This is a genomic window from Sorangium sp. So ce363 (genome assembly GCF_051520435.1).
GTDB classification, from domain to species: Bacteria; Myxococcota_A; Polyangia; order Polyangiales; family Polyangiaceae; genus Sorangium; species Sorangium cellulosum_B.
In genome coordinates this window covers 4150915-4174485 of sequence record NZ_CP150333.1, presented here as the reverse complement: position 1 = coordinate 4174485, position 23571 = coordinate 4150915, and the positions used below count along the sequence as shown (strand labels likewise).

Below are 23571 nucleotides of genomic sequence, written 5' to 3'. Positions count from 1 at the left end.
GGAAGACGGGGCCGAGCGCCAGGTCTTGTCGCGCTGCACGTCTTCCGACATGGTGGGGGAGCGCGTGGCCAAAGATCCGTGGAGTGATTGGAACGACGACGACCCCGGTAACTTCCAGCCGGGCGATACGATCGGCCCCTACGAGCTGCTGTTCCCTGCAGCCGTGGGCGGCATGGCCGCCGTGTGGGCTGCGCGGCTCAGGCGGCCCAACGGCTCCGTCCAGATCGTCGCCGTCAAGCTGCTGTCGGACGCGATGCGCGGGGATGACGACGCGCGGGCGATGTTCCTCGACGAGGCGTGCACCGCGTCGCGGATCCTCCACCCGAACGTCGTGCACATCCTCGCGTACGGCGAGGTCCGCGATCGGCCGTACCTCGCGATGGAGTGGATCGACGGCGCCCCGATCGCGAAGATCTTCTCGAACCAGAAGGCGAAGCGCGCGCTCTTGCCCCTCGGCTGGGTGCTCCACGTGATGATCGACGCGTGCGCCGGGCTGCACGCGGCGCACGAGGTCCGCGACGACACGGGCGAGCTCCTCAACCTGATCCACCGCGACGTCACGCCGGAGAACGTGATGGTGACGTTCGACGGCATGGTCAAGGTCGTCGACTTCGGCGTCGCGAAGACGCGGGCGCGCGCGCAGACCAGCCGCGTCGGCGCGATCAAGGGCAAGACGGGGTATTTCTCGCCCGAGCAGGTCATGGGCGGGGCGCTCGACCGCCGCAGCGATCTCTTCTCGATGGGCGTGCTGCTCTACCTGCTGGTGACGGGCCACACGCCGTTCCGCGGCAAGGGCCCGCTGGAGGCGATGCAGCAGATCGCCAACCGCAACCCGCAGCCGCCGCGCGAGATCATGCCCGAGGTCCACCCGGAGCTCGACCGCATCATCATGCGGGCGCTCGCCAAGAACCCGAACGAGCGGTACCAGACGGCCGCGGAGCTGCGCCGCGATCTCGAGCAGGTGAGCGTCGCGGTCCGCGAGAGCTACACCGACAAACAGGTGGGCCAGCTCGTCCGCGATCTGCTCCCCGGGGTCGCCGAGGCACGCAAGGAGCGGATCGATCAGGCGCTCGACGAGCTCGACCGGATCCTCGCCGAGCGCGCCCACCCTCAGAAGCCGCAGGCCTCGCGCCCCGAGGACGCGACCGAGGTGATGCTGCGGCGCATCTCCATGCTGCCGATCCTGCAGGACGGCCCGGAGGCGACGGAGGGCGGCGGCGCGGCCGACGCGGCGCCGCCCTCGTCCCCGGCAGGCCCCGCGAGCTCGCGCATGTCGGGGCCGGCCAGCTCGCGCATGTCGGGACCCGCAAGCTCGCGCATGTCGGGGCCGGCCAGCTCGCGCATGTCGGGGCCGGCCAGCTCGCGCATGCCGGCGCCGACGAGCCCGCGCCGCGCGAACGTCGACCCGATGCGCAAGTCGAATCCGGACGCGACGCGCAAATCGACCCCGGATGCGACCCGCAAGTCGAACCCCGACGGCGCAGGCTCGCCGCTCGATTTCCCAGCGGGGCTTTCGCCGCTGCCGCTGCTTCCGCCGCCGCTGCACGTGGGGCCGCCGGTGCCCCCGGGGCCGGCGGCTTACGTCGGTCCGGCGGCGCACGCGAGCGGCCCCACGAGCGCTGTCGCGTCCGCGCCCGAGCGCCGCGCGTCCCCTCCCGCGAAGGGGTCCTTCGTCCGCGTGGCGTTGCTCGCGCTGATCGTCCTGGGCGTGGTCGCGGCCGTTGCGTTCCTGCTGCTCGCGCGTTCCGGCCGCATGCCGCTCGGCGGTGTGGTGGTGCCTTCCGCCAGCCCCAGCGCGTCCGCACCGACGGTGCAAGCGCCCGATGCCGGCGCCGATGCCGCGGCGACGCCGAACGCGGCAGCGACGGCGTCGACGGTCGCGAGCGACGCCGCCGCGGACGCCGCGGCCCCGACCGATGCAGCCGCAGCCGAGCTGATCGCCGACGCGTCCGCCCCGGCCGACGCGTCCGCCCTGGCCGACGCGGCCGCGGACGCCGCGGTGCCCGCCGATGCAGCCACCCCCCTCCCGAGCGGGCAGCCGGCGTACGTCCCCGGCGCCGCACCCGCGCCGGGGACGCCGTACCCGGGCTCCTCGGTCACCCCTGCGCCGCGCGTCCCAGGGCCTCTGCCCACGCCGTCCGTCACCGGGTGGCCTCCGCCACGGCCCGCGAGCCAGCCCGGACTGCCGGCAACTCCGCCCGCCTCCACGCTGCCGCGCGGGCCCGTCCCCGGCCAGGCGCCGCCGCGGCCGCGCCCCGCTGCGCCCCCCCTCGACCTGGCGCCGCGGTAGCGCCTCCGGACCGGGCGCGGCTGCCTCCCCCGCAGCCCGCGCGGCCGGCGCATCGCGCTCAGTCCTCCTTCGGCTTCTCCGGCTGCGCCTCGTCGGGCGGCGGGGGCGGGGTGGCGCGGGCCGCAGCTTTCTTCAGCGACGACTCCGCGAGCGACACCAGCATGGCGAGGTTCACCGGCTTCGAGAGCAGGAAGATCGCGTGCCGTCGCAGCGCGCGGATGCGAGCCTGCTGCGACTCATCGGCCGTCACGACGAAGACGGGCGTGTCGCGGTTCAGCGCTCCCTTGGCCGAGAGCGAATCGAGCACGCTGAAGCCGTCGATCAGCGGCATGTGCAGATCGAGCACCACGAGATCGAACTTGCGCGCGGAGAGCCGGCGCAGCGCCGGCGCCCCGCCGTTCGCCTCCTCGACGTCGCCCAGCGTACGGAGCGAACGCGCAAACATGGCCCGGATCGCGGCGTCGTCGTCGATGACGAGGATGCACGTCACAGCGTCATGCTCGCACGGCCGCAGAAGCGCTGGAAGCCCGCCGCCAGCCCCCGCATCGCCCGGAGCGTGCGTACGCAACCGTGCGCAGCGTCGGTCTCCAACTCGCGGCGTCGCCTCCAGTCCCGCGGCTGCTTCGCGCCCCCGCGTCCGCCTGCGCTCGGCGTGACCTCGCGCGCCACGCGATCGGGGCGACGAACGCCCGGCGCGCGCAACGCAGACGGACGCGTCGCCAGCGCAGATCCCGTGTTCAGCGGTCCTGGTCGAGACATGGACGCCACGTACGGGCTGCGGTAAACGCGGAGCTGGACGTCATCGACCCCGCGCACCGCAAAGGAACGATCCCATGGGCAAGTTCACCCTCACACACGAGATCAACTGCAACCTCGAGACGTTCTGGAAGCTGTTCCTGGACAAGACATTCAACGAGGAGCTCTACAGGAAGGAGCTCGGTTTCCCCGAGTTCACGATCACGGAGCAGGTCGAGACGGCGACGGAGATCATCCGGAGGTCGGCCGGGAAGCCGAAGATGAATTTGCCCGGCCCCGTCGAGAAGCTGCTCGGCTCCGGGTTCCGCTACACCGAAGAGGGCAGGCTGAACAAGGCGACGAACGTGTGGACCTTCAAGCTGACGCCAAGCACCCTGGCCGACAAGATGCGGAACGAAGGCGTGGTGCGCGCCGAGGCCATCGGCGACAACAAGGTGCGTCGGATCGCCGAGATCACGATCGAAGCGAAGGTGTTCGGCGTCGGCGGCATGCTCGAGAGCAGCGCCGAGAAGGAGCTGCGGCAAGGGTGGGAGGTCAGCGCGGTCTTCATGAACAAGTGGATCGCCCAGGGCAAAACGGCTTAGCCGGACCGGTGGCGATCGGCTGGCCCCTGCCGCGCACCGCCTGGGGCGCCTGACGCCGGCGCTGCCCGACGAACGGACGGCGACGCCGACGAGAGGGGGACGAGAGGGGATCGCGAGCGGCCGTCTCGCGGCCTCCGTCCCGCGAACGAGCGAGAGCGCACCCCTGCACGTCCAGGGTCAAAGCGGGAGATCTGCGGCTCCGGCTCTTGCTGTGGTGGCGTACGGGAACCAGGGCCACGGCATGGAGCACGTCGTCATCATCGGTGCCGGCTTCGGCGGCCTCTACGCGGCGCGGGCGCTCCGGCGCGAGCCGGTACGGGTGACCGTGATCGACCGGCACAACCATCACACGTTCCAGCCCCTCCTGTATCAGGTCGCGACGGCGGGCCTGAGCGCGAGCGACATCGCCACGCCCATCCGCCACGTGCTGCGCAAGCAGAAGAACACGAGCGTGATCCTCGCCGAGGTGAAGGCGATCGATCCCGTCCAGAAGCGGGTGATCTTCGAGGACGGCGAGCTCGGCTATGACAAGCTGATCGTCGCGGCCGGGGCGTCGCATTCGTACTTCGGGAACGACGCGTGGGCGGCCGTCGCGCCCGGGCTCAAGACCGTCGAGGACGCGCTCGAAATTCGCCGGCGCGTCCTCCTCGCCTTCGAGGCGGCCGAGCGCGAGCCGGATCCGGCGCGGCGGAGCGCCTGGATGACGTTCGTGGTGGTGGGCGCGGGCCCGACGGGCGTCGAGCTCGCCGGCGCCCTCTCGGAGCTCGCGAGGCACACGCTCATGCGCGAGTTCCGGCACATCGATCCGAGCAAGGCCCACATCCTCCTGCTGGAAGGGGCCGGGCAGGTGCTGCCGACGTACGTGCCGGAGCTCGGCGAGAAGGCGCGACAGCAGCTGGCCGCGCTCAACGTGGAGGTGCGGACGAACTGCCGCGTCACCGACATCGATGAGGAGGGGGTCTCGATCGGCGACAAGCGGATCGAAGCCAGGACCGTGCTCTGGGGGGCCGGCGTGGCGGCGTCGGCCATCGCGCGCACCCTCGGAGCGCCGCTCGATCGGGCAGGGCGCGTGCTGGTAGCGCCGGACCTGACGGTGCCGGGTCACGAGGACATCTACGTCATCGGCGACCTCGCGTCGCTGAAGCAGGAGGACGGGACGCCCGTGCCCGGCGTGGCGCCCGCGGCGATCCAGGGAGGGCGCCACGCCGCGCGCTGCATCGCGCGCACCCTGCGGGGGCTGCCGCGGCTGCCGTTCCGGTACAACGACCGGGGATCCCTGGCGACGATCGGGCGCGCCGCGGCGGTCGCCGACTTCGGCAAGCTGAAGCTCTCCGGGTTCCTGGCGTGGCTCGCGTGGCTGTTCGTGCATATCCTCTTCCTGATCGGCTTCCGTAACCGCTTCCTGGTGCTGTTCTCGTGGGCCCTGTCCTACGTGACCTACGAGCGCGCCTCGCGGTTGATCACGGGCGAGATCCCGCCGCTCCTGGAGGACCACCACGCGCCGGCGCTCGAGGCGCGCATGGACGGTGGCGCCGTGAGGAGGCACCAGCCGATGGAGCCCGCGCGCACGCGCGCATAGCCGCCGCCCGAGAGCACACACGCCGCCCGCCGGCGTACTGCGCTCGTCTGGACCTTGGCGACGGAGCTGCGTTAGCGTCATTGGTCATGATGACCCATCCCGGACAGGGCGCCTCGACGCACCCGTGGCGAGCGCTCCTCGCCAGCGCAGCACCTCTCGCCGCACTCCTGCTCAGCGCCCCCTCCGCCTTCGCGCAGGCGCCTCCTGCTGCGTCCTCGCCGCGCGCAGGCGCCCCTGCCGGCGCCGAGCCGCAGCCTACGCCCCACGGAGCCCCTGCGCCGTACGGCGCGCCTGCCCCGTATGGGCAGCAGCCCGGCTACTACCCGCCTCCGGGATACGCCCCGCCTCCGGGATACGCCCCGCCTCCGGGATACGCCCCGCCTCCGGGATACGCCCCGCCTCCGGGATACGCCCCGCCTCCGGGATACGCCTCGCCTTCCGGCTCGTATCCGGTTGGCCCGAGGATCATGAACTACGAGGAAGGGCAGGCCGTCCCGGAAGGTTACCGCGTCGAGGAGAGGGCGCGCCGCGGCCTGGTCATCGGCGGCGCTGTGACGTTCGGCGTCACCTACATCCTCTCGGCGATGGTCGGGCTCGTGGCGGAGAGCGCTGACAGGGCGAGCGGCGGAAGCGGCGAGAGCTACCTCCCGCTCTACATCCCGCTCGCCGGCCCCTTCATCACCGTCGGCACCGCCGATGCGAAGGGCGGCGGCGTCTTCGTCCTCATGGTCGACGGGCTGGCTCAGGTCGCCGGGGCCGCGATGTTCATCGGCGGCCTCGCCGCGCCGGAGAAGAAGCTCGTCCGCAACGACGTCGCCCTGTCGGTGAAGCCGATCGTCACGGGCGACACCGTCGGGCTCGGCGTCTCCGGCTCGCTCTGAGCGCGCGCCGCCCGCGGCCCGGCGTCACGGCACGACGGGCGGCGTCTCATCCATCGTCTTGACGGCGCGCTTGGCCCTGCGGCGCACGTCGACGTGCAGCGACTCGTCGAAGTTGATGGCCGAGAACGCCGCCCGCGCCTCGATGTTCTTGCCGAGCGCGGCGTACGCCTCGGCCTCGTTCCATCGCAGCTTCCAGTCGCGCTTCGCGAGGTCCGAGAGCTTCGCGGCATCGGCGATGATGTCCGGGTACCGCTGCTGCTTCCCGAGCTCGGTCCAGTACTCGGCCCGGAGGTCGTCGTCCCCGGGCGCGAGCGCGACGGCCGCCGCGAAGCCCGCGAGCGCGTCGTCGATCCGACCTGCGACCAGCTCGGCGCGGGCGAGCGAGCGGCGCGCGCCGGCGCTCTCGGGGTGAGCCGCGACGAAGGCGGCGAGCGCGGGGATCGCCTCGTTGACCTTCTGGATGTCCGCGGGATCGCTCGGCCAGAACCGGAGCGAGAGCGCGGCGAGGTCGCCTGGGTCGCTCTCGAGCGCGCGCTCGACCGCGGCGGGCACCTCCGCTCCGCGGCCCGCCTGGGACAGGCACTTGGCGAGCTCGACCCAGGCGCCCGACGAGGACGGCGCCGTCGCGACGAAGGCTTCGGCCGCGGCGAGCGCCTCGTCGGTGCGCCCGAGCGAGCGGAGCGCGGCGATCCGCGCGAGGTGCGCGCGCTCGCGGCTCGCCCCTTCGCCCGAGGCGGCGACGGCGCGCTCCGCTGCGGCCAGCGCGACGTCGTGGCGGAGCTCGCGCTCGTGGTAGGCGAGCTGCTCGAGATAGAAGGCGCCGTCGCGCGGCGCCGCGTCCCACTGGCCCGCGAGGTACTCGAGCACCGCGTCGGAGCGCACGTAGACGAGCGAGGCCGCGTCGCGCGGGTTCTCGTAGATCGGCAGGAGGACCCCGAGCTGGACCATCGCGTCCAGCGCCGGCTGGCAGTCGGGCTTCGCCTCGAGCGCGAGCACCATCTCGTCGAGGGCGGCGTCCTTCTTCTGCATCGCCAGGTGCACTTGCCCGACCGCCACGTGGTAGTCGGCGTCCCCCTGGAACGTCTTTCGGATCGCCTGGAAGCTCTTCAGCGCCGCGGGGTGATCGCCCATGTTCGCCTGCGCCGAGGCGAGGTTCAGCCGCGCGGCGTGATCGTCGGGATCCATCGTGATGATGCGCTTGAGCGCCGAGATCGCCTTCTCGTAATCGCGCTCGCCGAACGCCTTCTGCGCGCGCTCCCAGACCGGAGCCTTGTCGAGGAACGCCTCGAACTGCGAGACGAGCGTGCTGTTCTGCTTGCGCCAGACGCCGCTCTTGCCGGGCTCGGAGTTCGTGAGGAAGTCTTTGATCCACTTGCGGGCGGCGTCGATGCTGAGCCCCTTGTCAGCCAGCCCTTCGAACTCCCCTCGAGGCACCGGCATGCGCGCGGGGATCCCCTGCCGGCGCGCCGTGGTCTCATCCAGGCCGATCAGCACCCAGTCGCTTTGCTCGCTCATGATCCAAGGACGGTAGCCGCCGTGCCCCGCCGGGATCAAGCGACGTCTCGGCGCGTCGGGTGCGCTCGCGCGCGCGCGAGCGGCGCTTCAGGAATAGAACCAGGCCAGCAAAACGAACGCCATGAAGGCCGCCGCCGCGACGGCGAGCGCGAGCGCGCGCGGCACGCCGAGGAGCATCGGCCGGAGGCTGGCCTGAAACGCGACAGCGTCCGCGGCGGTGGGCGGGCCGATCGCGTCGCCAGCAGCGTCACCCCGGACGGCGAGCGCGGCGGATGGCACGCCTGCCGCGTCGCTCCTCGCGGGGTCGGCGCCCATGAACGGCTGGGCCGCGCCCGCATCCCCGGGCGTCGGAGTGAGCCGATGCTGGGCCGCGCTCACGTCCCCGGGCGCCGGAGTGAGCCGATGCGGGGGCGCGCCGAAATCCGAGGGCCTCGACGCGGCCGGTGACGCCAGGTGCTCGAGGCCGAGCTGGGCGAGGATGGCCCGCTGCTCGTTGCCCCACGCGACAGGCAGCGCCGTCGTCTCGGGCGCGAGCGTGAGCGGCGCGGACATCGCCTTGTGCATCGCCCGCTCGAGCGCGAGCGCCTCGTCGAGGCGGTGCGACGCGCGCTCCGGGGCGGCGCTCGCGGAGAGGCGCAGCGCCTCGGTGGCCATCTCGGAGAGGTGAGCAGCCACCTTGGCCAGCGCCAGCTTGCGCTCGGCGTGGGCGACCGCGAAGCGCGCCTCCTCGCGGAGCCGGAGCGCCTCGGTCGTGAGGCGGTCGACCTCCGCGTGCAGCGGCCTCGCCCCTGCCGGCGCGCCCTGCGCCGTGAGCGGTGTGTCGGCGTCGTGATCCACGGAGAACACGCCCGCGGGAGAGATCGAGGGCGTCGCCTCGTTCCCGGACGTCGCGCGCAGCTCGTTCCCCGACACCGGCAGCGGCTCGCTGTCCCGATCGGTGAGGGATCCGTACGAGGGCAGGCTGCTGCGGCGCCGTCCTCCGCCCGAGCTGGAGGACCCGGGATCTGCGCGCACCCTGCCGTTGCTGCCGACGACGACCGTCGTCTCGTCGGCCGTCTCGGAGGCCATCGGTCCGCGCCGGCCGAGGTCGTCGTCCGCGGCGTCCGCCTCGCGCGGCGTGAGGCCGGTCGGCGACGGGGACAGCGTCCCGCGGCGCGCCTCGATGTCGGTCGCGTCGTCGTTCTGAGCGCGCGCGCCCCCGCTGCCGCGGAGCCGACCGGGGGCGTTCGCCCCCCTGCCCCGCGGATCGGCCGAGGGCCGGCGCGGGATCGCCTCGGCTGTCGAGAGCGAGGGGCGCGGCGCCTTGGCGACCCCGGCGAAGCCGCCGGTGACGGCGCGCTCGAACCAGCGCATCTGTCTCATCGCGTTGCGCCGCACGAAGCGCCCGAGCGCCTCCTCGTTCCCCTCGTGGTACCCGTGGCTGTGTAGCCAGCCCTCCAGCCGAGCGAGGATCTCGTCCGCGCTCTGGAAGCGCGACGGCGGGTCCCTCTCGAGACAGCGCATCACGATCGACACGAGCTCCTTGTCGATCTTCGGCCGGAGCTCCCGCAGGTCGGCCGCTGGCTGCGTCGACATGCTCCGCAAGAGCTCGTAGTCGCTCGTCGACGGCCACGGGTGCTTGCCGGTGAAGAGCTCGAACAGCACGACGCCGAGCGAGAACAGGTCGGAGCGCCTGTCGGCGGCGCCCCCGCGGGCCTGCTCCGGCGCCATGTACGTCGTCACGCGCCGGCGCGCTCCGACGGCCGTCGTCATCACGCGGAGCGACGATTTGGCGAGCCCGAAATCGGCGATCTTCACCTCGCCCTGGAACCCGACGAGCACGTTGCCCGGCGTCAGATCGCGGTGCACGAGGTTGAGCAGCGCGCCGGCAGGCGAGCGGAGCTCGTGCGCCGCGCTGAGCCCGCGGCAGAGCGTCGCGCCGACGTGGACGACGAGCCGCTCGGAGAACATCTCGCCGGTGTCGAAGACGGTCTTCATGAGCCGCGCGAGGCTCACGCCCTGCACGAGCTCGACGGCGAAGTACCACCCCTGCTCGTCCGTCCCCCAGCCGGCGACCTCGACCACGTTCGGGTGCTTGAGCGCCGCGGTCGTGCGCACCTCGTCGAGGAACCGGGTGGAGACGTTCTGATCCTCGGCGAAGTGCGGGTGCAGCCGCTTGACGGCGAGCAGCTCCCCAGGCCGGTGCGGACCTGCCGACCTGCAGAGATCAACGCGGGTGGTGGCCCCGGACGCAATCTCGGCAAGGAACTGGAACGAGAGCGCAGCCGGCGCGGGCTCGGGGAGCCGAGACATGCACGGAGAAGTCTAGCGGGCGACGGCCCCCACCGGAAAGAGCCTCAGAGACCCGCGCGCACCGCGGCGATCGCGGCGGCGACCCCGGAGGGGGTGGCCTTGAGGTGCACGTCCAGGTGGTCATCCTTGGTCTTGAGCGCACGGACACCGAGCACCGGCGCGCAGATGCGCAGCGCCCGCACGACCGTCGGATTCCCGGCGAGGGCCGGGATTTTGAGGAGATCCAGGGTAATCCTGTCACCCTTCGCGTCGATCAGCGCGGCGGGCCGCTTGGGCATGAAGGAGACGAGATCGCCCGGCTTGTTCAGGTCGATCGCCCCCGAGCCGATCAGCCCGGCGATCGGCGAGGCCTCGTCGCCCAGCACCTGCAGCTTGAGGTCGGCGATCCGCAGGCCGACCTGGATCGCGTCCGCGCGCACGTCGAGCTCCTCGGCGAAGGCCGTGAACGAGGCCCGGATCGGGGCGCCCATGATCTTCACCGTCAGGGCGAGGCGCAGGCCCGGGGGCGCGGCCTCGATCACGATGTCCTTCGGCGCGCGCTTGCCGCCGCTGAGCTCTCGCGCCAGATAGCGCAGCGCATCGATCGGGACGCCGAACCGCAGGCGGAGCGCGCCGCGGAGCGCCCTCGCGATCTCCTCGGGGTGCGCCTTGAGATAGTCACCGGCGTGGCGAAGCAAGACCTTCGGATCGGGCTTGGGCATCGTTGGGGCCGCTACGATTGCCCGGAGTCGGGCCAGCGCGCAAGGGGCGAGCGCGGTCCGCCGGGAGGCCCTCGACGACCGGAGGTCGCTGTTCGAACGGGGGCGACTCGGTCACACTCGGGCCCGATGCAGACCAGGATCCTACTTGTCATGGCGACAACAGCGCTCGCGATCGGCTGCGGATCGGCCGACGCGACGCTCGAGTGGGCGCCGAGCGGAGGCGGGGGCGGTGGCCAGGGAGGCGATGACGATGGCCGGGGCAGCGATGGCGACGGCCAGAACAGCGGCGGGGGCCAGAATGATGGCGGCGGCGGCGCGCCGAGCGGCGAGGACGGCGGTTCGAGCGGCGGCGGGGCGCCGGGAGCCTCCTGCAACCCACCTCCGGCGTGTGATGCGGCGCCGCCCGATCCGGGCGAGGAGCTCGCGTGGAATCACCCGTCTTCGTACCTCATCGCCGGCGCTGGGAGCCCCAACCACCGCGGACGCGACCTCTACCTGACGCCGGACGACCCGCAGTGGATCATCGGAAAGTTCGCCTACGGGATCACGGACAAGGACCTGAAGGATGAGCGGGTCGACATCTATCTGCTCCGCGGCTGCGGCGGCGCGTGGGAGCGCCTCGGCTCGGCGACCACGACGGAAGCGGACTCGGCGCACCGCGCGGTCGAGGGTGTCAGCGATGACGGCGGCCGCGTCTACTTCGAGATCCCCGCGGCGCAGCGGCTCGGTCCGGGCCGGCACCGGGTCCACCTGGTCGTCCGCGGCGACCTCTCGAGCACCGACCTCTTCATCGAGGTCGTCCCGCGGGGCGCGCCGATGTTCGTCAGCGACGTCGATGGGACGCTCACCGGCACGGAGACCGAGGAGTTCACCTCGCTCCTCCTCGGCGAGCTGCCCGACGCGCACGCGCACGCCGCGGCGGCGTTCCACCGGCTCACGTCGAAGGGCTATCGCCCGATGTACCTGACCGCGCGGCCGGAGTGGCTCGTCCAGCGCACGCGCGATTTCCTCGAGGCGTACGGCTTCCCGCCTGGCATCGTGCACACCACGCTGGGCCTGACGGGCGCGACGGGCGACGGCGCCGCGGAGTACAAGACAGCGGAGCTGGAGCGGCTGTTCGACGGAAGGGAGATGCTGCCCGCGTGGGCCTTCGGCAACACGGCGACCGACGCCGAGGCCTACGACAACGGCGGCGTGATGCCGGTCGCGCGGCGCGTGTTCTACCGGTTCGACGATGAGGCGCACGGTGGCCGTCGCATCGACGGCTACGACGAGCTGTTCGCCGAGATCGACGCGCTCCCCAGCCTCTGCGATTGATCCGCCCCGCCGGCGCGTCGACCCGTCAGCCGGACGCCTGCTCGGTCCGGGCGCCGCTCGCCGGCGCCTCCGATGCGGCCACGGCGCCGTCCGGCGCTTCGACGCGACCGCCGATCGAGCGGAGGAGCTCGCTCACCGCGGCGTGGGCGCGCTCGCGCAGCTCGTTGACCCGCGCGCCCTCGCGGCCGTCCGGGCGCACGGCGATCGGCGCGCCGACCCGGACACGGACGATCCGCAGGGTGCCGTCGCCGGTGTCGAGGGCGCCCTTCTTCATGAGGAGGTGCGTGCCGTCGATGGCGACCGGCACCACGGGCACGCCGGCGCGGACGGCTGCATAGAAGCCGCCGTTCTTGAACTGCCGGAGGATGCCGTCCTCGCTCCGCGTCCCCTCGGGGAAGACGAGCAGCGGCTTGCCGCTCTTGAGCACCTCCTCGAACCGCGAGATCGCCTCGACCGCGGCGCGGGAGCCGACCGTGCGATCGACCGGCACATGGCCCGCGAGCCGGAGGTGCCAGCCGAGGAATGGGATCTTCATGAGAGAGCGCTTGGCAGCCCACTTGAAATCGCCCGGCAGCGCGGCGCCGAGGGCCAGGATGTCAAGAAGGCTCTGGTGGTTGGAGCAGTAGACGAACACCCCGGGAGGGACGTTCTCGAGTCCGCTCGCCTGGATCTCGATATCGAGCCCTCGCGCGCTCGCCTGACACCAGCGGCGCATCGCCCACAGGCTCGCCGAGCGCTGCGGCGTGAGGGGGCCCAGCGTCAGAGACACGGTGCCGTACGCCATGGTCCTGAGGGTGAAAGGGACCCACTGGCGCGTCGCCAGCCATGCGCTCCTGAGATCCATACTACAGCGCTTACCACTCTCCATATCGGGCGAAAACGCGTAGCGTCTTGCGCACCGGCGCTGCGTGCAAGCGGCGTTGCTCGACTCCGGATCGCCGCTTCGCGGCGCGGCGAGATGCGCGATCCGGCGCTCGCCCACCTCGGAAGTTCGCCATGGGCCAGGACCGCTCCTCGGGCCAGGGTAGAGGCTCGATCGACGCGCTCTTGCGGTGCCGTGCGGCTACTACAGGTCGAGCGGCGGCGTGAGCAGCCCCCAGCCGACCGTGGCCGGCCGCCCGGCGCGCTCGAACTTGACCGTGTACAGGCCTGTCTCTTCGGCGCTCTGCACGACGGCGGGGCGCAGCGCGCCGACCCATTCGGCCCAGACGCTCGCCCCGATCTTGAGCTGCGGCTTGACGGGGAGCGGACGGAGCGCCGACTCGTCGGCGAGCAATGCGGCGCCGCCGTAACCGAGGGCAAACCACCGCGCGGAGCTGCTGGGCAGCGACGTCAGGACGGCGCCTGGCTCGGCCGGAGGACCGCCGAGCCGCGACACGAGCAGCACGTGGCGCCACGTCTCGCCGTCCTTCCATGCGGCGAAGTTACCGGGGGCGAGCCCCGCGCTCTGCACGACGAAGCGAACCCCCTTGAGCTGCGCGAGCGGAGTCCGCGGGTCCATGTCGGTGTAGCGGACCTCGATCTTGTCCTTCACGAAGCGGGTGAGGACGGCATGCTTCATGACGCCGTTCCACTCCGTGAGCAGCGGGTCGTGGGGCCGGAGGCGGGGCGCGTCGGGCACGGGGATGACGTAGCCCGGGTGAACCTTGTACGACGGTCCGCCCCTCCCCTCGACGATGAGGTCGTCGCCGTCGAAGCCGACCACGGTCGCCGCGTACAGCACGAGCGTGGACCCGAGCTTGGCCCCGGCGAGCATCCGGTCCGAGAAGGTGAACACGCGGCGGCCTGGCTCTAGCTTGATCGGGTACGGGGGGAGGCCGAGCGGGTTCGACGCGTGCGCCGCGCCGGTCGGCGTCGAGGTCTCCGCGAACGCAGGCCGCGGCAGCGCAGCGACGGGCGGGCTCTGAGAGGGCATCGGCGTCGGGGTCGACACCGGCGCCGACTCGCACGCGGCCGCCAAGCTCGCTGCCAGGAGGCAAGCGAGCGCCGCGAGCACGCCGCGGGAACGCGGCGCTCGGGCCCCGAGGCATCGCATCGCACGGCGCTCGCGATCCTTCGAGGTGGCGCGACGCAGCCTGCGGGACCCGGCCCCGAGACCGCCGGGACGTCGGTCAGCCATCGCGGGCGAGCATGGACTGCGAAACGGACGACGGCGAGCAGAAAGGGACAGCAGAACGACCCGGCGAAGCGTCGGCGGTCAGACCTGACCGCCCGCGTCAGAGCTGGAGAAGGAGGGCGCCGCGGTGCGGCGGAGCACCGCGCTCCTCGCGACGTGCTCGGCGCCTCTGCGCTAACCTGCGGCGCGATGAAGCGCGCGTTCAGCGTCGATGAGCTCAAGCAGACCGCGCCGCGCCTCGCCGTGGAGCGCCGCGCCGTGCGCTTCCAGGACGTCGATGCGGCCGGGATCGTCTTCTATCCGCGGGTCCTCGAGTATTTCAGCGACGCGTACATGATCGCGCTGAAGGAGCGAGGCATCGACCTTCCTGCGATGATCGCGGGCGGCACGATCAAGCTGCCGCTCGTCCACGCCGAGGCGGACTACCTCCTGCCGCTCCGGTTCGGTGACACCATCGAGGTCGAGGTGCTCGCGCCGAAGCTCGGTGACACGTCGTTCACGGTGGGCTACCGCGTGACGATGACGACGGCGGGTCGCGTCGCCGCCATCGGGCAGACCGTGCACGTGTGCATCGACGGCGCGCGCTTCACGCCGTGCCCGCTCCCGGACGATCTGCGCAGCGCGCTCGCCTAACCGCGCCGAGCGACGGCCGCCGGACGGCGCGCCGGGCGCTAGCGTGGTGGGAACGGGGCGAGCGCGGCCGCGAGCTGCGCCGCCGCGCCGGCGCGATCGAGCTTGCCGGCCGCGGTGAGCGGCAGCGCCGCGACGGCGCAGAGGCGCCGCGGGCGCTTGTGCGGGGCGAGCCGCGCCGCGACGACGGCCGCGAGATCGCCGAGCCATGCGGGGGAGGGTGCGGCGCCGCCCGCCTCGCAGGGCGAGGCCTGATCGGGGACGATCGCCGCGGCGACGACCTGACCCCAGCGATCGTCAGGCACGCCGAACACCACCGCGCCGGCGACGCCCTCGCAGGACGCGAGGACCTGCTCCACCTCGGCGGGGTAGACGTTCTCTCCGCCGGTCACGATGAGATCGCTGCGGCGCGCCGCGACGTGCAGCCGCCCGGCGGCGTCGAGCGCGCCGAGATCGCCGGTGCCGAACCACCCGGCGCCGTCGACCGAGCGCTCCGGCGCGCGGTCGGGGCCGCGGTAGTAGCCGCGGAACAGCACCGGGCCGCGGATCTCGATGCGGCCCACGCCGTCGCTGCCGGCGCCCTCGATGCGAAGCTCGACGCCGGCGATCGGGGAGCCGGAGCCCGGCTCTCTCGCGCGCGGATCGCGCGGGCGCTGCACGGTGACCTGCGAGCACGCCTCGGTGAGGCCGTACGTGGTGAGCGCGGGGACCCCGCGGCGCGCGCACTCGTCGAGCGCCCGCTCCGGAGCGCCCGCGCCGCCGACGAGCACCGCGCGGAGCCGGGCGAGGACGTTGTCGCGATCGGCCTCCAGCAGCGCGAGCAGCATCGCCGGTACCACGGAGAGCAGCGTCGCGCGGTCGCGGACGATCGAGGCGAGCACCGAGGCGGGCTCGAAGCGAGGCGCGAGGATGACAGCGCGCCGCGCGAGCAAGCAGCGGGTCACGATCGAGAGGCCACCGACGTGGCAGAGCGGAAGGCAGAGCAGCCAGCGGTCGTCGTCGCGCACGCCGAGGTTGGCCGCGCTCCCCTCGGCGGCGGCGAGGAACGCGCGGCGCGAGAGCACCGCGCCCTTGGGACGCCCGGTGGTGCCCGAGGTGTAGACGATCGCCAGATCGCCGGAAGCGTCCGGCGGCGGGACGCGCGCGGCCTCGGCGGCGCGCGCCCCGCGCTCGCGGAGCGCGCCGATCTCCGGCGCGGCGTCGTCGAGCAGGGCGGCGAGCGCAGGCTCGCGCAGCACGAGGTCGGGGCGCGCGTCGTCGATCAGGAGGCCCGCCTCGCCGGCCGTGAGACGTGGATGGATCGGGACGAGCACGGCGCCGAGCGCGAGCAGCGCGTGGAGGACGACCACGGTCCCGAGCGCGTTCGGGGCGACGAGCGCCACGCGGGCTCCCTGCCCTACCCCCGCGCGGGCGAGCCGGGCAGATACGGCCGCGACCGCGGGCGCCAGCTCGCCGAAGCGGAGGGCGCCGCCGGGGCCGACGCCGAGGGCGGGGACGTCGATCGCGCGCGGCGCATCGTCCTCGGCGCCGCCGAGGACGATCGCTGTCCGGGCGGCGATCGCGGGATCGCGCGCGGCATCGAGGAGGCTCAGCCCGTCCATGGCCGGATGCCGAGGCCGGGCTGATCGCTGGCCGCGACCAGGCCGCCCTCGCGGAGCTGCGGGATCCGGATCGCGGGCCACGCCTCCAGGCCGGCGTGCGCGTCGAGGCCGCACGCGAGCGGCGCGCGCGGCAAGGCGAGCGCGAGCTCACACGAGGCGGCGAGCGCGATGGGCCCGTCGAAGAGGTGCGTCACCACGGCGTCGAGGCCGCGCGCCTGTGCCCTGCAGCCGAGCGCGTGCGCGCGCAGCAGGCCGAGCATCGCGGGCTTCAGGATGAACGCGGCGCAGCCTTCCGCTTCGAGCAGCCGCTCCGGCATGCCCTCGACCGCGAGCGACTCGTCGGCCGCCCACGGGACCTCGCGCGCGCCGAGGTGGTGGAGGAGCTCCGGCGCGACCGGCTGCTCGACGAAGCGCGGGCCGAGCGGCGCGAGGAGCGCGAGCCGACGGGGCGCCTCGTCGAGCGACCACGCCGCGTTCGCGTCGAGCCGGAGCTCGACGCCCGGGTGCTCCCGCCGGAGCGCGCGCAGCGCCTCGAGGTCGCGCGCGAAGCCGTCCTCCCCGCGCGAGCGGAGCTTCACCTTGATCGCGCGGACGCCGCGCGCGGCGAGCGCGCGAGCGCGCGCGAGCATCTCCGGCAGCGGCACCGAGGTCGTGAGCAGCCCGTTGACCTGGACCTCGGCGTAGCGCACGTGTCCGCCGAGGCACGCCGATAACGAGAGGCCGAGGCGCTGGCCCAGCAGATCGAGCAGCGCCGTCTCCAGGGCGAAGCGCGCCGCCGGGAGCTCGCGCAGCCGCGATGACAGCGGCGCGAGCGCGCGCAGGATCGCGGACGCCGTCGCCGTCGGCGGAGCGCCCTCGGCCGGAAGGTCGACCGCGCCGAGCGCCCCCGGCAGCTCGGCGAGCGCGCGCTGGTCCTCGTCGGCCGTGTCGGGTGAGAAGCCGGGGAGCGGCGTGGCCTCACCCAGGCCGACGCGCCCCTCGTCGTCGGTGAGCGACAGCACGAGGCCCCGGCGCGCGTCATCAAGGACCCGGGACGCGAGGCGGGCATCGACGACGCGCATGATCCCTACAGGTGGGCCGCGAGGCCGAGCGAGAAGAGCAGCGCGTAAGCGAGCAGCAGCTTCGCCGTCCCGGCGAGGCAGTCGTTGAGCGGCCGGCCGTCGGTCGTCGCCAGCACCCGGAGCAGGCGCACCGCGCGAGGGAACGTCGCGAGCACGAGGAGCGTCCACCGCCGGCCCTCGCCGACGGCGAGCGCGACCGGCACCGCGTAGGCGGCGGCGAAGAGCATCGCGTATTCGAGGACGCCCGCGCGGCGCCCGAGCCGGACGGCGAGCGTGCGCTTGCCGGCGACGACGTCCGTCTCGCGATCGCGGACGTTGTTGACGACGAGCACGGCGGTGGCGATGGCGCCGATCGGCACGGCCGCCGCCCACGCGAGCGGCGGGACCGAGCCGAGCTGGACGAACGCCGTACCGCAGACGGCGACGAGGCCGAAGAACACGAACACGAAGAGGTCGCCGAGGCCGTGATAGCCGAGCGGGTACGGCCCACCGGTGTACGCGACGCCAGCGAGGATCGAGACGACGCCGATCACCACGATGGGCCACCCGCCCACGAACGCCAGGTACACCCCGAACGGCAGCGTGAGCGCGATCGTGACGAGCAGCCCGGCGCGCACCTGGCGCGGCGTGAGCAGCCCCGCCTGCACGGCGCGCGTCGGGCCGAGCCGCTCGTGCGTGTCGGCGCCCTTCTCGTGATCGAAGACGTCGTTCGCGAAGTTCGTCGCGATCTGGATGAGCATCGCGCCCGCGAGCGCCGAGAGCGCCGGGCCGAGCCGCATCCCGCCGAGCGCGTAGGCGACGGCGGTCCCGACCATCACCGGCGCGAGCGCCGCGGTGAGCGTCGCCGGCCGGCACGCGAGGAGCCACGCCCGGAGCGAGCCGGGGCGCACGCCACCCGGGACCGCTGCGCCCGCCGCGCCCGCCGCCTGAGGGGCCGCCGCGGCGCTCACGATCCCCTCCCCGGCTCGCGGGGCCCGCGCGCCCTCGCGGCAGCGCGATCGCTCCCGCGCTGCGCGGCGCCCTCGCCGGACCCGCCGCGAGCGACCTCGTCGGAAGCGGGACTCGTGTTCGCGTTGACCTGGCTCATGATCGTGGATCCCTCTCGGCAAGCTCGGGGTTCTCGGCGCGCGCCGCTCATGGAGTCTGCAGATCGGCCGCCGCGCCGTCCGCGGCCGGCGCGCTGCCCAGGGCTGCGACGTCGCGACGAACGTCGGACCAGAGCCGCGCCACGCGGGCAGCGCCGTCGTGGGGCGGCACCACCGCCTCGACCAGCGTCGCGCCCGTCCGCTGGTAGCCCGCGGCTAGTGCGCGGGCGAGATCCCCGGCGGTGCCGGCGCGCTCGTAGGCGAGCCCGAACATCGCCGCCGCGGGCGCGAAGTCGAGGTGCTGCGGCATCGTGAAGCAGCGCTCGAGCAGCTCGGCGCCGCGCCTGGCGATGGGGAGGTGCTCGAAGATGCGGCCTCCGTCGTTCTGGACCACCACGATGACGAGCGGCGCTCGGCCATCGCCCGCTGCCTTCGCGGCGAGGAGCAGCCCGGTCAGATCGTGCAGCAGGCTGAGATCGCCGAGCAGCAACGTGACCGGCGCGGCGGCCGCCACGCGCGCGCCGGCCGCCGCCGACACGAGGCCGTCGATCCCGCTCGCCCCGCGCTGGTGCAGCACGCGCAGCGCGCGCGCCGACGGCGGGCAGTACGTATCGAGGTCGCGCACCGGCATGCTGTTGCCGATCGCGAGCAGCGAGCCCGCGGGGCACGCGCTGGCCACCATCCGGGCGATGGCGCCCTCCGTCAGCTCGTCCCCGACGCAAGCGCGCGCGGCGTGCGCCGCCGCGATCTCGCCGGCGCGCGCGAACGTCGCGGCCCAGTCCCGCCGCCCGCGCCCCAGGCTCAGCGCCGCCCCGGCGAGGCGCGCCGCGAGCGCCTCGCACACCTCCACGGGCTCACCCATGACGAGCGCAGCCGCGGCGCTCGTCGGGTCGTTCCAGCCGTGCGAGGAGACGACGACGCGGCGGGCGCTCGTGTGCTCGGCGATGTAGGTCGCATAGCCGGCCGATGTCGGCGGCGCGCCGAGCTCGAGGATGAGGTCGGGCGCGTTCGCCGCGCGGAACTCTGGCGCGCGGAGGAACGAATCGAACGACGCCGGCATCACGACGCCCTCGGTGAGGCCGCCAAAGCAGATCTGGCTCGTGCCCTCGGCGAGCACCGGGAAGCCTGTCGCGCGCGAGAGCGCGAGCACCGCGCGGCGCGCGCGCCCGTCGTCCTCTCGGCTCTCGGCGGGGCCGCACACGATGAGCCCCCGCTCCGCGCGCGCGCACCGCGCGGCGAGCTCCTCGATCGCGCGCCCATCGACCCCGGCGCGGGCCGACACGACCCGCGTGCCGGCGCGGCGCATCAGCGCCTCCCACTCTGCCTGCCATGGCTCGAACCCGGCCGCGTCGACCGGCTCGAGCGGCTTGCGGAAGCGCGCGTTGATGTGGACCGGGCCCGGCGTCGGCGACAGCGCGCGCGTGACCGCCTGGGCCGCGATGCGCGTCACCGCGCGCATCGCGAGGGGCGACGGATCCGGCAGCCCGAGCTCGGCGAAGTGACGGACATGGTCGCCGAAGAGCTTGGTCTGATCGATGGTCTGCGAGGCCGCGGCGTCGGCGAGCTCCCACGGGCGGTCGGCCGTGATCGCGATGAACGGGGTGAAGCTCTGGTGCGCCTCGATGATCGCCGGGAGCGCGTGCGCGCCGGCGGTGCCCGAGGTGCAGACGAAGACGCTGGGCCGTCCGGTGACGCGCGCCTGCCCGAGCGCGAAGAACGCGGCGGCGCGCTCGTCGACGACGCTGTGGCAGCGCACCTCCTCGCTCTCCATCGCCGCGACCGCGAGCGGCGTGGAGCGCGAGCCGGGGCAGAGGACCAGGTCGCGCACCCCGGCCTGCGCGAGCGCGCGGACGAACAGCTGCGCCCAGGCAGAGTGGAGGTTCGACCCGCCCATCACCGCCCCCCGAGGCCCTCTCTGGCGCGCACCTCAGGCCCCCTCGGGCGTCGCGACGAAGAGGCACACGACGCCCATCGTGAGCGGCTCCACGCGGAGCACGCGCAGCCCCGCGCCGCGCATCAGCTCCGCGAACTCGTCCGGCGGCGGGAACCTCGCGATCGAGTCCTGCAGGTACCGGTACTCGTCCTTGCCGGAGATCGCGCCGCCCACGTACGGGACGACCGTGTGGATGTGGAAGCGCGCGAGCTTGCCCATGAGCCCGCTGCGCGGCTCGCTGAGCTCGAGGATCGCGATGCGCCCCCCGGGCCGCGTGACGCGCGCCATCTCGCGGAGCGCCCGCGCGCGATCCGGGACGTTGCGGATCCCGAACGCCATCGAGATGGCGTCGACGCTCGCGTCGCCGAGCCGGAGCTGCTGCGCGTCGCCGACCTCGAGATCGATCCGCCCGGCGAGCCCCGCGGACTCCACCTTCCGGCGGCCGACGCCGAGCATCCCCTGCGACGGATCGACCCCGATGACCTTCACCTCGTGTGCCCGCGCGATCGCGATCGCGAGATCGGCGGTGCCGGTCGCGAGATCGAGCACCGTCGCGCCGGGCGAGAGCTCGAGCGAGCGCACCGCGCGCCGCCGCCAGCCCTGATCGAGCCCCAGCGAGATGACCCGGTTCAGGAGGTCGTACCGCTCCGCGATGCCGTCGAACATCTCGCCCGTGCCGAAGCGGCGCCCGCCGCGCGGCGCCTGATCCTGGCTCGCCTCGCTCATGTCCCGCCCCCCGCCTGGTGCACCGCGCGCGGCGCCTCGGCGCGCTCTGCGGCGAACCGCTTGCCTTCGCCGGACGGCGGCGCGGCGGACTCCCCACCCCCCGCCCCGATCGCGCGTTTCCGCTCGTGGAGCCGCATGTGGCCTCGCTGGATGCCCTCGCTCGCGAGCGCGCGCAGCGCCGCCAGGTTGGACGCCAGCCCGACGGACGCCAGCACCACCGCGAGCTCGCGCGCGCTCTTCGCGCCCACGAGCTGCAGCGCGGCGCGCACGCCCGCGTGCACCTCGGTCGCGCCGCCCACCGTGCCGACGGCGAGCGGCAGCTCCGCCCGCCCCACGAGCCCGCCGGGGATGCGCTCCCACGTGCTGAGCGGCCGGTACCGGCCGCCGATCGCCGCGTACGCGTGCGCGCCCGCCTCGATGGCGCGGAAGTCCTGCCCGAGCGCGACCGCGGCCGCGTCGAGCCCGTTCATGAAGCCCTTGTTGTGGGTCGTCGCCCGGTACGGATCGAGCTCCGCGAAGCGGCTCGCCCGCGCGATGCCGCTCGCCACGTCCGCGCCCCCGAGCGCGTCGTCCGTCACGGTGGCCGTCACCCGGACGAGGCGGCGGACGGTCAGGTTGGAGAGGATCCGCAGGCCCAGCGTCCCGCCGGCGATGCGCTGCACGAGCGGCGCCACCGCCTCTGCGACGGTGTCGACCAGGTTCGCGCCCATGGCGTCACCGACCTCGACGTAGAGGTGCACAACGAGCACGCCGAGCTCCGCCGAGAGGACGCGCACCTCGAGATCGCGGCAGCCGCCGCCGCGCGCCACCATCCTGGGGATGGCAGCGTCCCCGGCCGCGAGCAGGCTCGCGCGGGCCGCCTCCAGCCGGGCCGCGGCCGCCTCCGCGTCCGGCACATCGTCGAGCTGGACCTGGGCGGTCATGATCGGCGGGTCCGCCTCGCCGGAGAAGCCGCCCGACCGCCGGACCATGCGCGCCGCGTTCGACGCGGCGGCGATGACGCTCGGCTCCTCCACCGCCATCGGCACCAGCACGTCGCGCTGGTTCACGCGGAAGTTCAGCGCAAGGCCGAGCGGGAGCGCGTGCGTCGCGATGACGTTCTCGCACATCCGATCGGCCACCGCCGTCGGCAGCCCTCCCCCGCTCGCGAGGTGCGCGAGCGCCTCCTCGTCGAGCAGACCGAGCGCCTGGATCGCGCGGAGCCGCTCCTCGAGGCACCGCTTGTAGAAGCCGCTGATCCGGCTGGACACGTGTTGGCTCATCGGGTGTCTCCGCGCGCCGCGCGCGCTCGCGAGCGGGGCGCGCGCTCCGCGCACTGCATCAAGGGGTTCGTCATCGCCGCTCACCGCTTCCGCCGGGGCGTCGACATCGCGACCCCCTCCAGCGCCGCCTTCGCCGGGCTCTCCGGGAGCGGCTCGATGCTCCGCACCGCGTCCCCGCAGAGCCGGGACGCGAGCTCCAGGCAGTCGTCCACGACGCGCTTCTCGACCATGATCTGCGCGATGCGCCGGCCGAGCTCCGGCTCGACGGCCGTGTCCTCCGACGCGCAGTGCGCCTCGAGGGCGGGCGTGAGCTCGCGGTCGCGCTCCATGGCGAGGAGCAGCGGGTACGTCATCTTGCCTTCGCGCAGGTCCGTGAGCAGCGCCTTGCCGGTCGCCTCCGGGTCGCCGGCGAAGTCGAGGACGTCGTCGACGAGCTGGAACGCGACCCCGAGGCTCGTCCCGAAGCTCTCGAGCGCCTTGCAGAGCGGCTCGCTCACGCCGCCCGCGCGCGCCCCTGCGAACATCGCCCAGCGGAACAGCGACGCCGTCTTGCCGTCGACGATCTGGAAGTACTCGCTCGAGCTCGTGCGCACGCGGCCCCGCGACGCGAGCTGGAGCGCCTCGGCCACGACCATCTCCTTGATCACGAGGAGCACCCGCTCGAGCACGTCGATCATGCCGACCGCCTGGATCTTGGAGAGCGCGTCGAGCAGGAGGTAGTCGCCGCCGAAGATCGAGGCGGCGTTGCCGTAGATGACCCGCGCCGCGTCCGCGCCGCGCCGGCGGTCGCCGAGGTCGACGACGTCGTCGTGCAGCAGCGTCGCGTTGTGGACGAGCTCGACCGCGACCGCGAACGTCCGCGCGGCGTCGTTGAAGCCGCTCCCGATGTGGGAGGCCAGCGCGACGCAGATGGGCCGCAGCCGCTTGCCGTTCAGGCCGAGCAAGTGCCGAGCGCTCCGGTGCGCCGGCGTCTCGCCGTCCAGCCCGACCTTCGCGATCTCACGCTCGATGTCGCCGAGGTCCCCGTCGAGCAGGCGCCTCAGCTCCGCGAGGCGCGCAGCGAGCGCGTCGAGCCCTCGCCCAGCGCACATGCCTCCGAGGCTCGAGACGACATCGCTCCGCTGGACCGTCCCAGTAAACGTTGTAGTCGCAGTCATCCCATCTCCACCTGGAAGCACGAGCGCACGCTGCGCCCCGCACCGCGCGGGGCCCCCGTGACGGTCGAGCTCTCCGAAATCACGG

At 73.6% G+C, this 23571-nt stretch carries 19 protein-coding genes; 6 read left to right on the top strand and 13 right to left on the bottom strand.

What is annotated here, in order from left to right; translation table 11 throughout:
• The first annotated feature begins 64 nt into the window (after positions 1-64).
• Positions 65-2290 carry a protein kinase domain-containing protein gene (locus WMF12_RS15905; RefSeq protein WP_437872364.1) on the top strand — a complete coding sequence of 742 codons (2226 nt, stop codon included), beginning with the start codon at positions 65-67 and terminating at the stop codon, positions 2288-2290.
• A 58-nt stretch (positions 2291-2348) separates the two neighbouring features.
• Here the strand turns inward: WMF12_RS15905 and WMF12_RS15900 are convergent, their stop codons facing one another.
• Complete coding sequence (locus WMF12_RS15900; protein WP_437872363.1) at positions 2349-2780, bottom strand: response regulator; 432 nt, start codon at positions 2778-2780, stop codon at positions 2349-2351.
• A gap of 343 nt (positions 2781-3123) precedes the next feature.
• Between WMF12_RS15900 and WMF12_RS15895 the strand changes: the two genes are divergently transcribed.
• The 3 genes from WMF12_RS15895 (at position 3124) to WMF12_RS15885 (ending at position 6090) form a co-directional block, all read left to right on the top strand.
• Complete coding sequence (locus tag WMF12_RS15895; RefSeq protein WP_437746490.1) at positions 3124-3630, top strand: DUF2505 domain-containing protein; 507 nt, start codon at positions 3124-3126, stop codon at positions 3628-3630.
• A 241-nt stretch (positions 3631-3871) separates the two neighbouring features.
• Positions 3872-5209, top strand: coding sequence for an NAD(P)/FAD-dependent oxidoreductase (locus WMF12_RS15890; RefSeq protein ID WP_437873859.1), 1338 nt, complete (start codon positions 3872-3874; stop codon positions 5207-5209).
• Between the two features lie 467 nt (positions 5210-5676).
• Positions 5677-6090: a hypothetical protein gene (locus WMF12_RS15885; RefSeq protein WP_437872362.1), complete on the top strand. Its 414-nt coding sequence runs from the start codon at positions 5677-5679 to the stop codon at positions 6088-6090.
• A gap of 24 nt (positions 6091-6114) precedes the next feature.
• Here WMF12_RS15885 and WMF12_RS15880 read toward each other — a convergent pair whose 3' ends face one another.
• The 3 genes from WMF12_RS15880 to WMF12_RS15870 form a co-directional block, all read right to left on the bottom strand.
• Entirely contained in the window at positions 6115-7605 is a 1491-nt protein-coding gene (locus WMF12_RS15880; protein ID WP_437872361.1) for a tetratricopeptide repeat protein, read from the bottom strand.
• Between the two features lie 87 nt (positions 7606-7692).
• Positions 7693-9897, bottom strand: coding sequence for a protein kinase domain-containing protein (locus WMF12_RS15875; protein ID WP_437872360.1), 2205 nt, complete (start codon positions 9895-9897; stop codon positions 7693-7695).
• A gap of 44 nt (positions 9898-9941) precedes the next feature.
• Positions 9942-10598 carry a hypothetical protein gene (locus tag WMF12_RS15870; protein ID WP_437872359.1) on the bottom strand — a complete coding sequence of 219 codons (657 nt, stop codon included), beginning with the start codon at positions 10596-10598 and terminating at the stop codon, positions 9942-9944.
• 150 nt (positions 10599-10748) lie between these two features.
• On the opposite strand from WMF12_RS15870, the gene WMF12_RS15865 reads away from it, so the two are divergent.
• Positions 10749-11915 (top strand): lipin/Ned1/Smp2 family protein, encoded by a 1167-nt coding sequence (locus WMF12_RS15865; protein ID WP_437872358.1) that lies wholly within the window; start codon positions 10749-10751, stop codon positions 11913-11915.
• A 25-nt stretch (positions 11916-11940) separates the two neighbouring features.
• Here WMF12_RS15865 and WMF12_RS15860 read toward each other — a convergent pair whose 3' ends face one another.
• Both WMF12_RS15860 and WMF12_RS15855 read right to left on the bottom strand, forming a co-directional pair.
• Complete coding sequence (locus WMF12_RS15860) at positions 11941-12759, bottom strand: lysophospholipid acyltransferase family protein (RefSeq protein WP_437746484.1); 819 nt, start codon at positions 12757-12759, stop codon at positions 11941-11943.
• A 222-nt stretch (positions 12760-12981) separates the two neighbouring features.
• Complete coding sequence (locus WMF12_RS15855) at positions 12982-13830, bottom strand: hypothetical protein (RefSeq protein WP_437872357.1); 849 nt, start codon at positions 13828-13830, stop codon at positions 12982-12984.
• 390 nt (positions 13831-14220) lie between these two features.
• On the opposite strand from WMF12_RS15855, the gene WMF12_RS15850 reads away from it, so the two are divergent.
• Entirely contained in the window at positions 14221-14664 is a 444-nt protein-coding gene (locus tag WMF12_RS15850) for an acyl-CoA thioesterase (protein WP_437872356.1), read from the top strand.
• 38 nt (positions 14665-14702) lie between these two features.
• Here the strand turns inward: WMF12_RS15850 and WMF12_RS15845 are convergent, their stop codons facing one another.
• The 7 genes from WMF12_RS15845 to WMF12_RS15815 all read right to left on the bottom strand — a co-directional run bounded on the left by WMF12_RS15845 (position 14703) and on the right by WMF12_RS15815 (position 23486).
• Positions 14703-16262: an AMP-binding protein gene (locus WMF12_RS15845; protein WP_437872355.1), complete on the bottom strand. Its 1560-nt coding sequence runs from the start codon at positions 16260-16262 to the stop codon at positions 14703-14705.
• The gene (locus tag WMF12_RS15840; RefSeq protein ID WP_437872354.1) at positions 16250-17323 is read right to left on the bottom strand and encodes a mandelate racemase/muconate lactonizing enzyme family protein; all 1074 of its coding nucleotides are present in this window, start codon (positions 17321-17323) and stop codon (positions 16250-16252) included. Before WMF12_RS15840 ends, WMF12_RS15845 begins: the two co-directional genes overlap by 13 nt.
• Positions 17324-17328: 5 nt before the next feature.
• On the bottom strand, positions 17329-18213 hold the full coding sequence (locus WMF12_RS15835; RefSeq protein ID WP_437873858.1) for a 1,4-dihydroxy-2-naphthoate polyprenyltransferase: 885 nt from the start codon (positions 18211-18213) through the stop codon (positions 17329-17331).
• Positions 18214-18457: 244 nt separating this feature from the next.
• Positions 18458-20302, bottom strand: coding sequence for a 2-succinyl-5-enolpyruvyl-6-hydroxy-3-cyclohexene-1-carboxylic-acid synthase (menD, locus tag WMF12_RS15830; protein ID WP_437872353.1), 1845 nt, complete (start codon positions 20300-20302; stop codon positions 18458-18460).
• Between the two features lie 33 nt (positions 20303-20335).
• Positions 20336-21067 (bottom strand): bifunctional demethylmenaquinone methyltransferase/2-methoxy-6-polyprenyl-1,4-benzoquinol methylase UbiE, encoded by a 732-nt coding sequence (gene ubiE, locus WMF12_RS15825; RefSeq protein ID WP_437872352.1) that lies wholly within the window; start codon positions 21065-21067, stop codon positions 20336-20338.
• A complete protein-coding gene (locus WMF12_RS15820) occupies positions 21064-22329 on the bottom strand; it encodes a hydroxymethylglutaryl-CoA reductase, degradative (RefSeq protein ID WP_437872351.1) in 1266 nt (421 codons plus the stop codon). The genes ubiE and WMF12_RS15820 overlap by 4 nt, the downstream gene beginning before the upstream one ends.
• Before the next feature lie 80 nt (positions 22330-22409).
• The gene (locus tag WMF12_RS15815) at positions 22410-23486 is read right to left on the bottom strand and encodes a polyprenyl synthetase family protein (protein ID WP_437746476.1); all 1077 of its coding nucleotides are present in this window, start codon (positions 23484-23486) and stop codon (positions 22410-22412) included.
• Positions 23487-23571 lie beyond the last annotated feature (85 nt).

Coding starts and splice junctions, on each gene's coding strand:
- WMF12_RS15895 (WP_437746490.1), top strand. CDS start 3,124: ATGGGCAAGTTCACCCTCACACACGAGATCAACTGCAACCTCGAGACG.
- WMF12_RS15890 (WP_437873859.1), top strand. CDS start 3,872: ATGGAGCACGTCGTCATCATCGGTGCCGGCTTCGGCGGCCTCTACGCG.
- WMF12_RS15885 (WP_437872362.1), top strand. CDS start 5,677: ATGAACTACGAGGAAGGGCAGGCCGTCCCGGAAGGTTACCGCGTCGAG.
- WMF12_RS15880 (WP_437872361.1), bottom strand. CDS start 7,605: ATGAGCGAGCAAAGCGACTGGGTGCTGATCGGCCTGGATGAGACCACG.
- WMF12_RS15875 (WP_437872360.1), bottom strand. CDS start 9,897: ATGTCTCGGCTCCCCGAGCCCGCGCCGGCTGCGCTCTCGTTCCAGTTC.
- WMF12_RS15870 (WP_437872359.1), bottom strand. CDS start 10,598: ATGCCCAAGCCCGATCCGAAGGTCTTGCTTCGCCACGCCGGTGACTAT.
- WMF12_RS15865 (WP_437872358.1), top strand. CDS start 10,749: ATGGCGACAACAGCGCTCGCGATCGGCTGCGGATCGGCCGACGCGACG.
- WMF12_RS15860 (WP_437746484.1), bottom strand. CDS start 12,759: ATGGATCTCAGGAGCGCATGGCTGGCGACGCGCCAGTGGGTCCCTTTC.
- WMF12_RS15855 (WP_437872357.1), bottom strand. CDS start 13,830: ATGCCCTCTCAGAGCCCGCCCGTCGCTGCGCTGCCGCGGCCTGCGTTC.
- WMF12_RS15850 (WP_437872356.1), top strand. CDS start 14,221: ATGAAGCGCGCGTTCAGCGTCGATGAGCTCAAGCAGACCGCGCCGCGC.
- WMF12_RS15845 (WP_437872355.1), bottom strand. CDS start 16,262: ATGGACGGGCTGAGCCTCCTCGATGCCGCGCGCGATCCCGCGATCGCC.
- WMF12_RS15840 (WP_437872354.1), bottom strand. CDS start 17,323: ATGCGCGTCGTCGATGCCCGCCTCGCGTCCCGGGTCCTTGATGACGCG.
- menD (WP_437872353.1), bottom strand. CDS start 20,302: ATGGGCGGGTCGAACCTCCACTCTGCCTGGGCGCAGCTGTTCGTCCGC.
- ubiE (WP_437872352.1), bottom strand. CDS start 21,067: ATGAGCGAGGCGAGCCAGGATCAGGCGCCGCGCGGCGGGCGCCGCTTC.
- WMF12_RS15820 (WP_437872351.1), bottom strand. CDS start 22,329: ATGAGCCAACACGTGTCCAGCCGGATCAGCGGCTTCTACAAGCGGTGC.
- WMF12_RS15815 (WP_437746476.1), bottom strand. CDS start 23,486: ATGACTGCGACTACAACGTTTACTGGGACGGTCCAGCGGAGCGATGTC.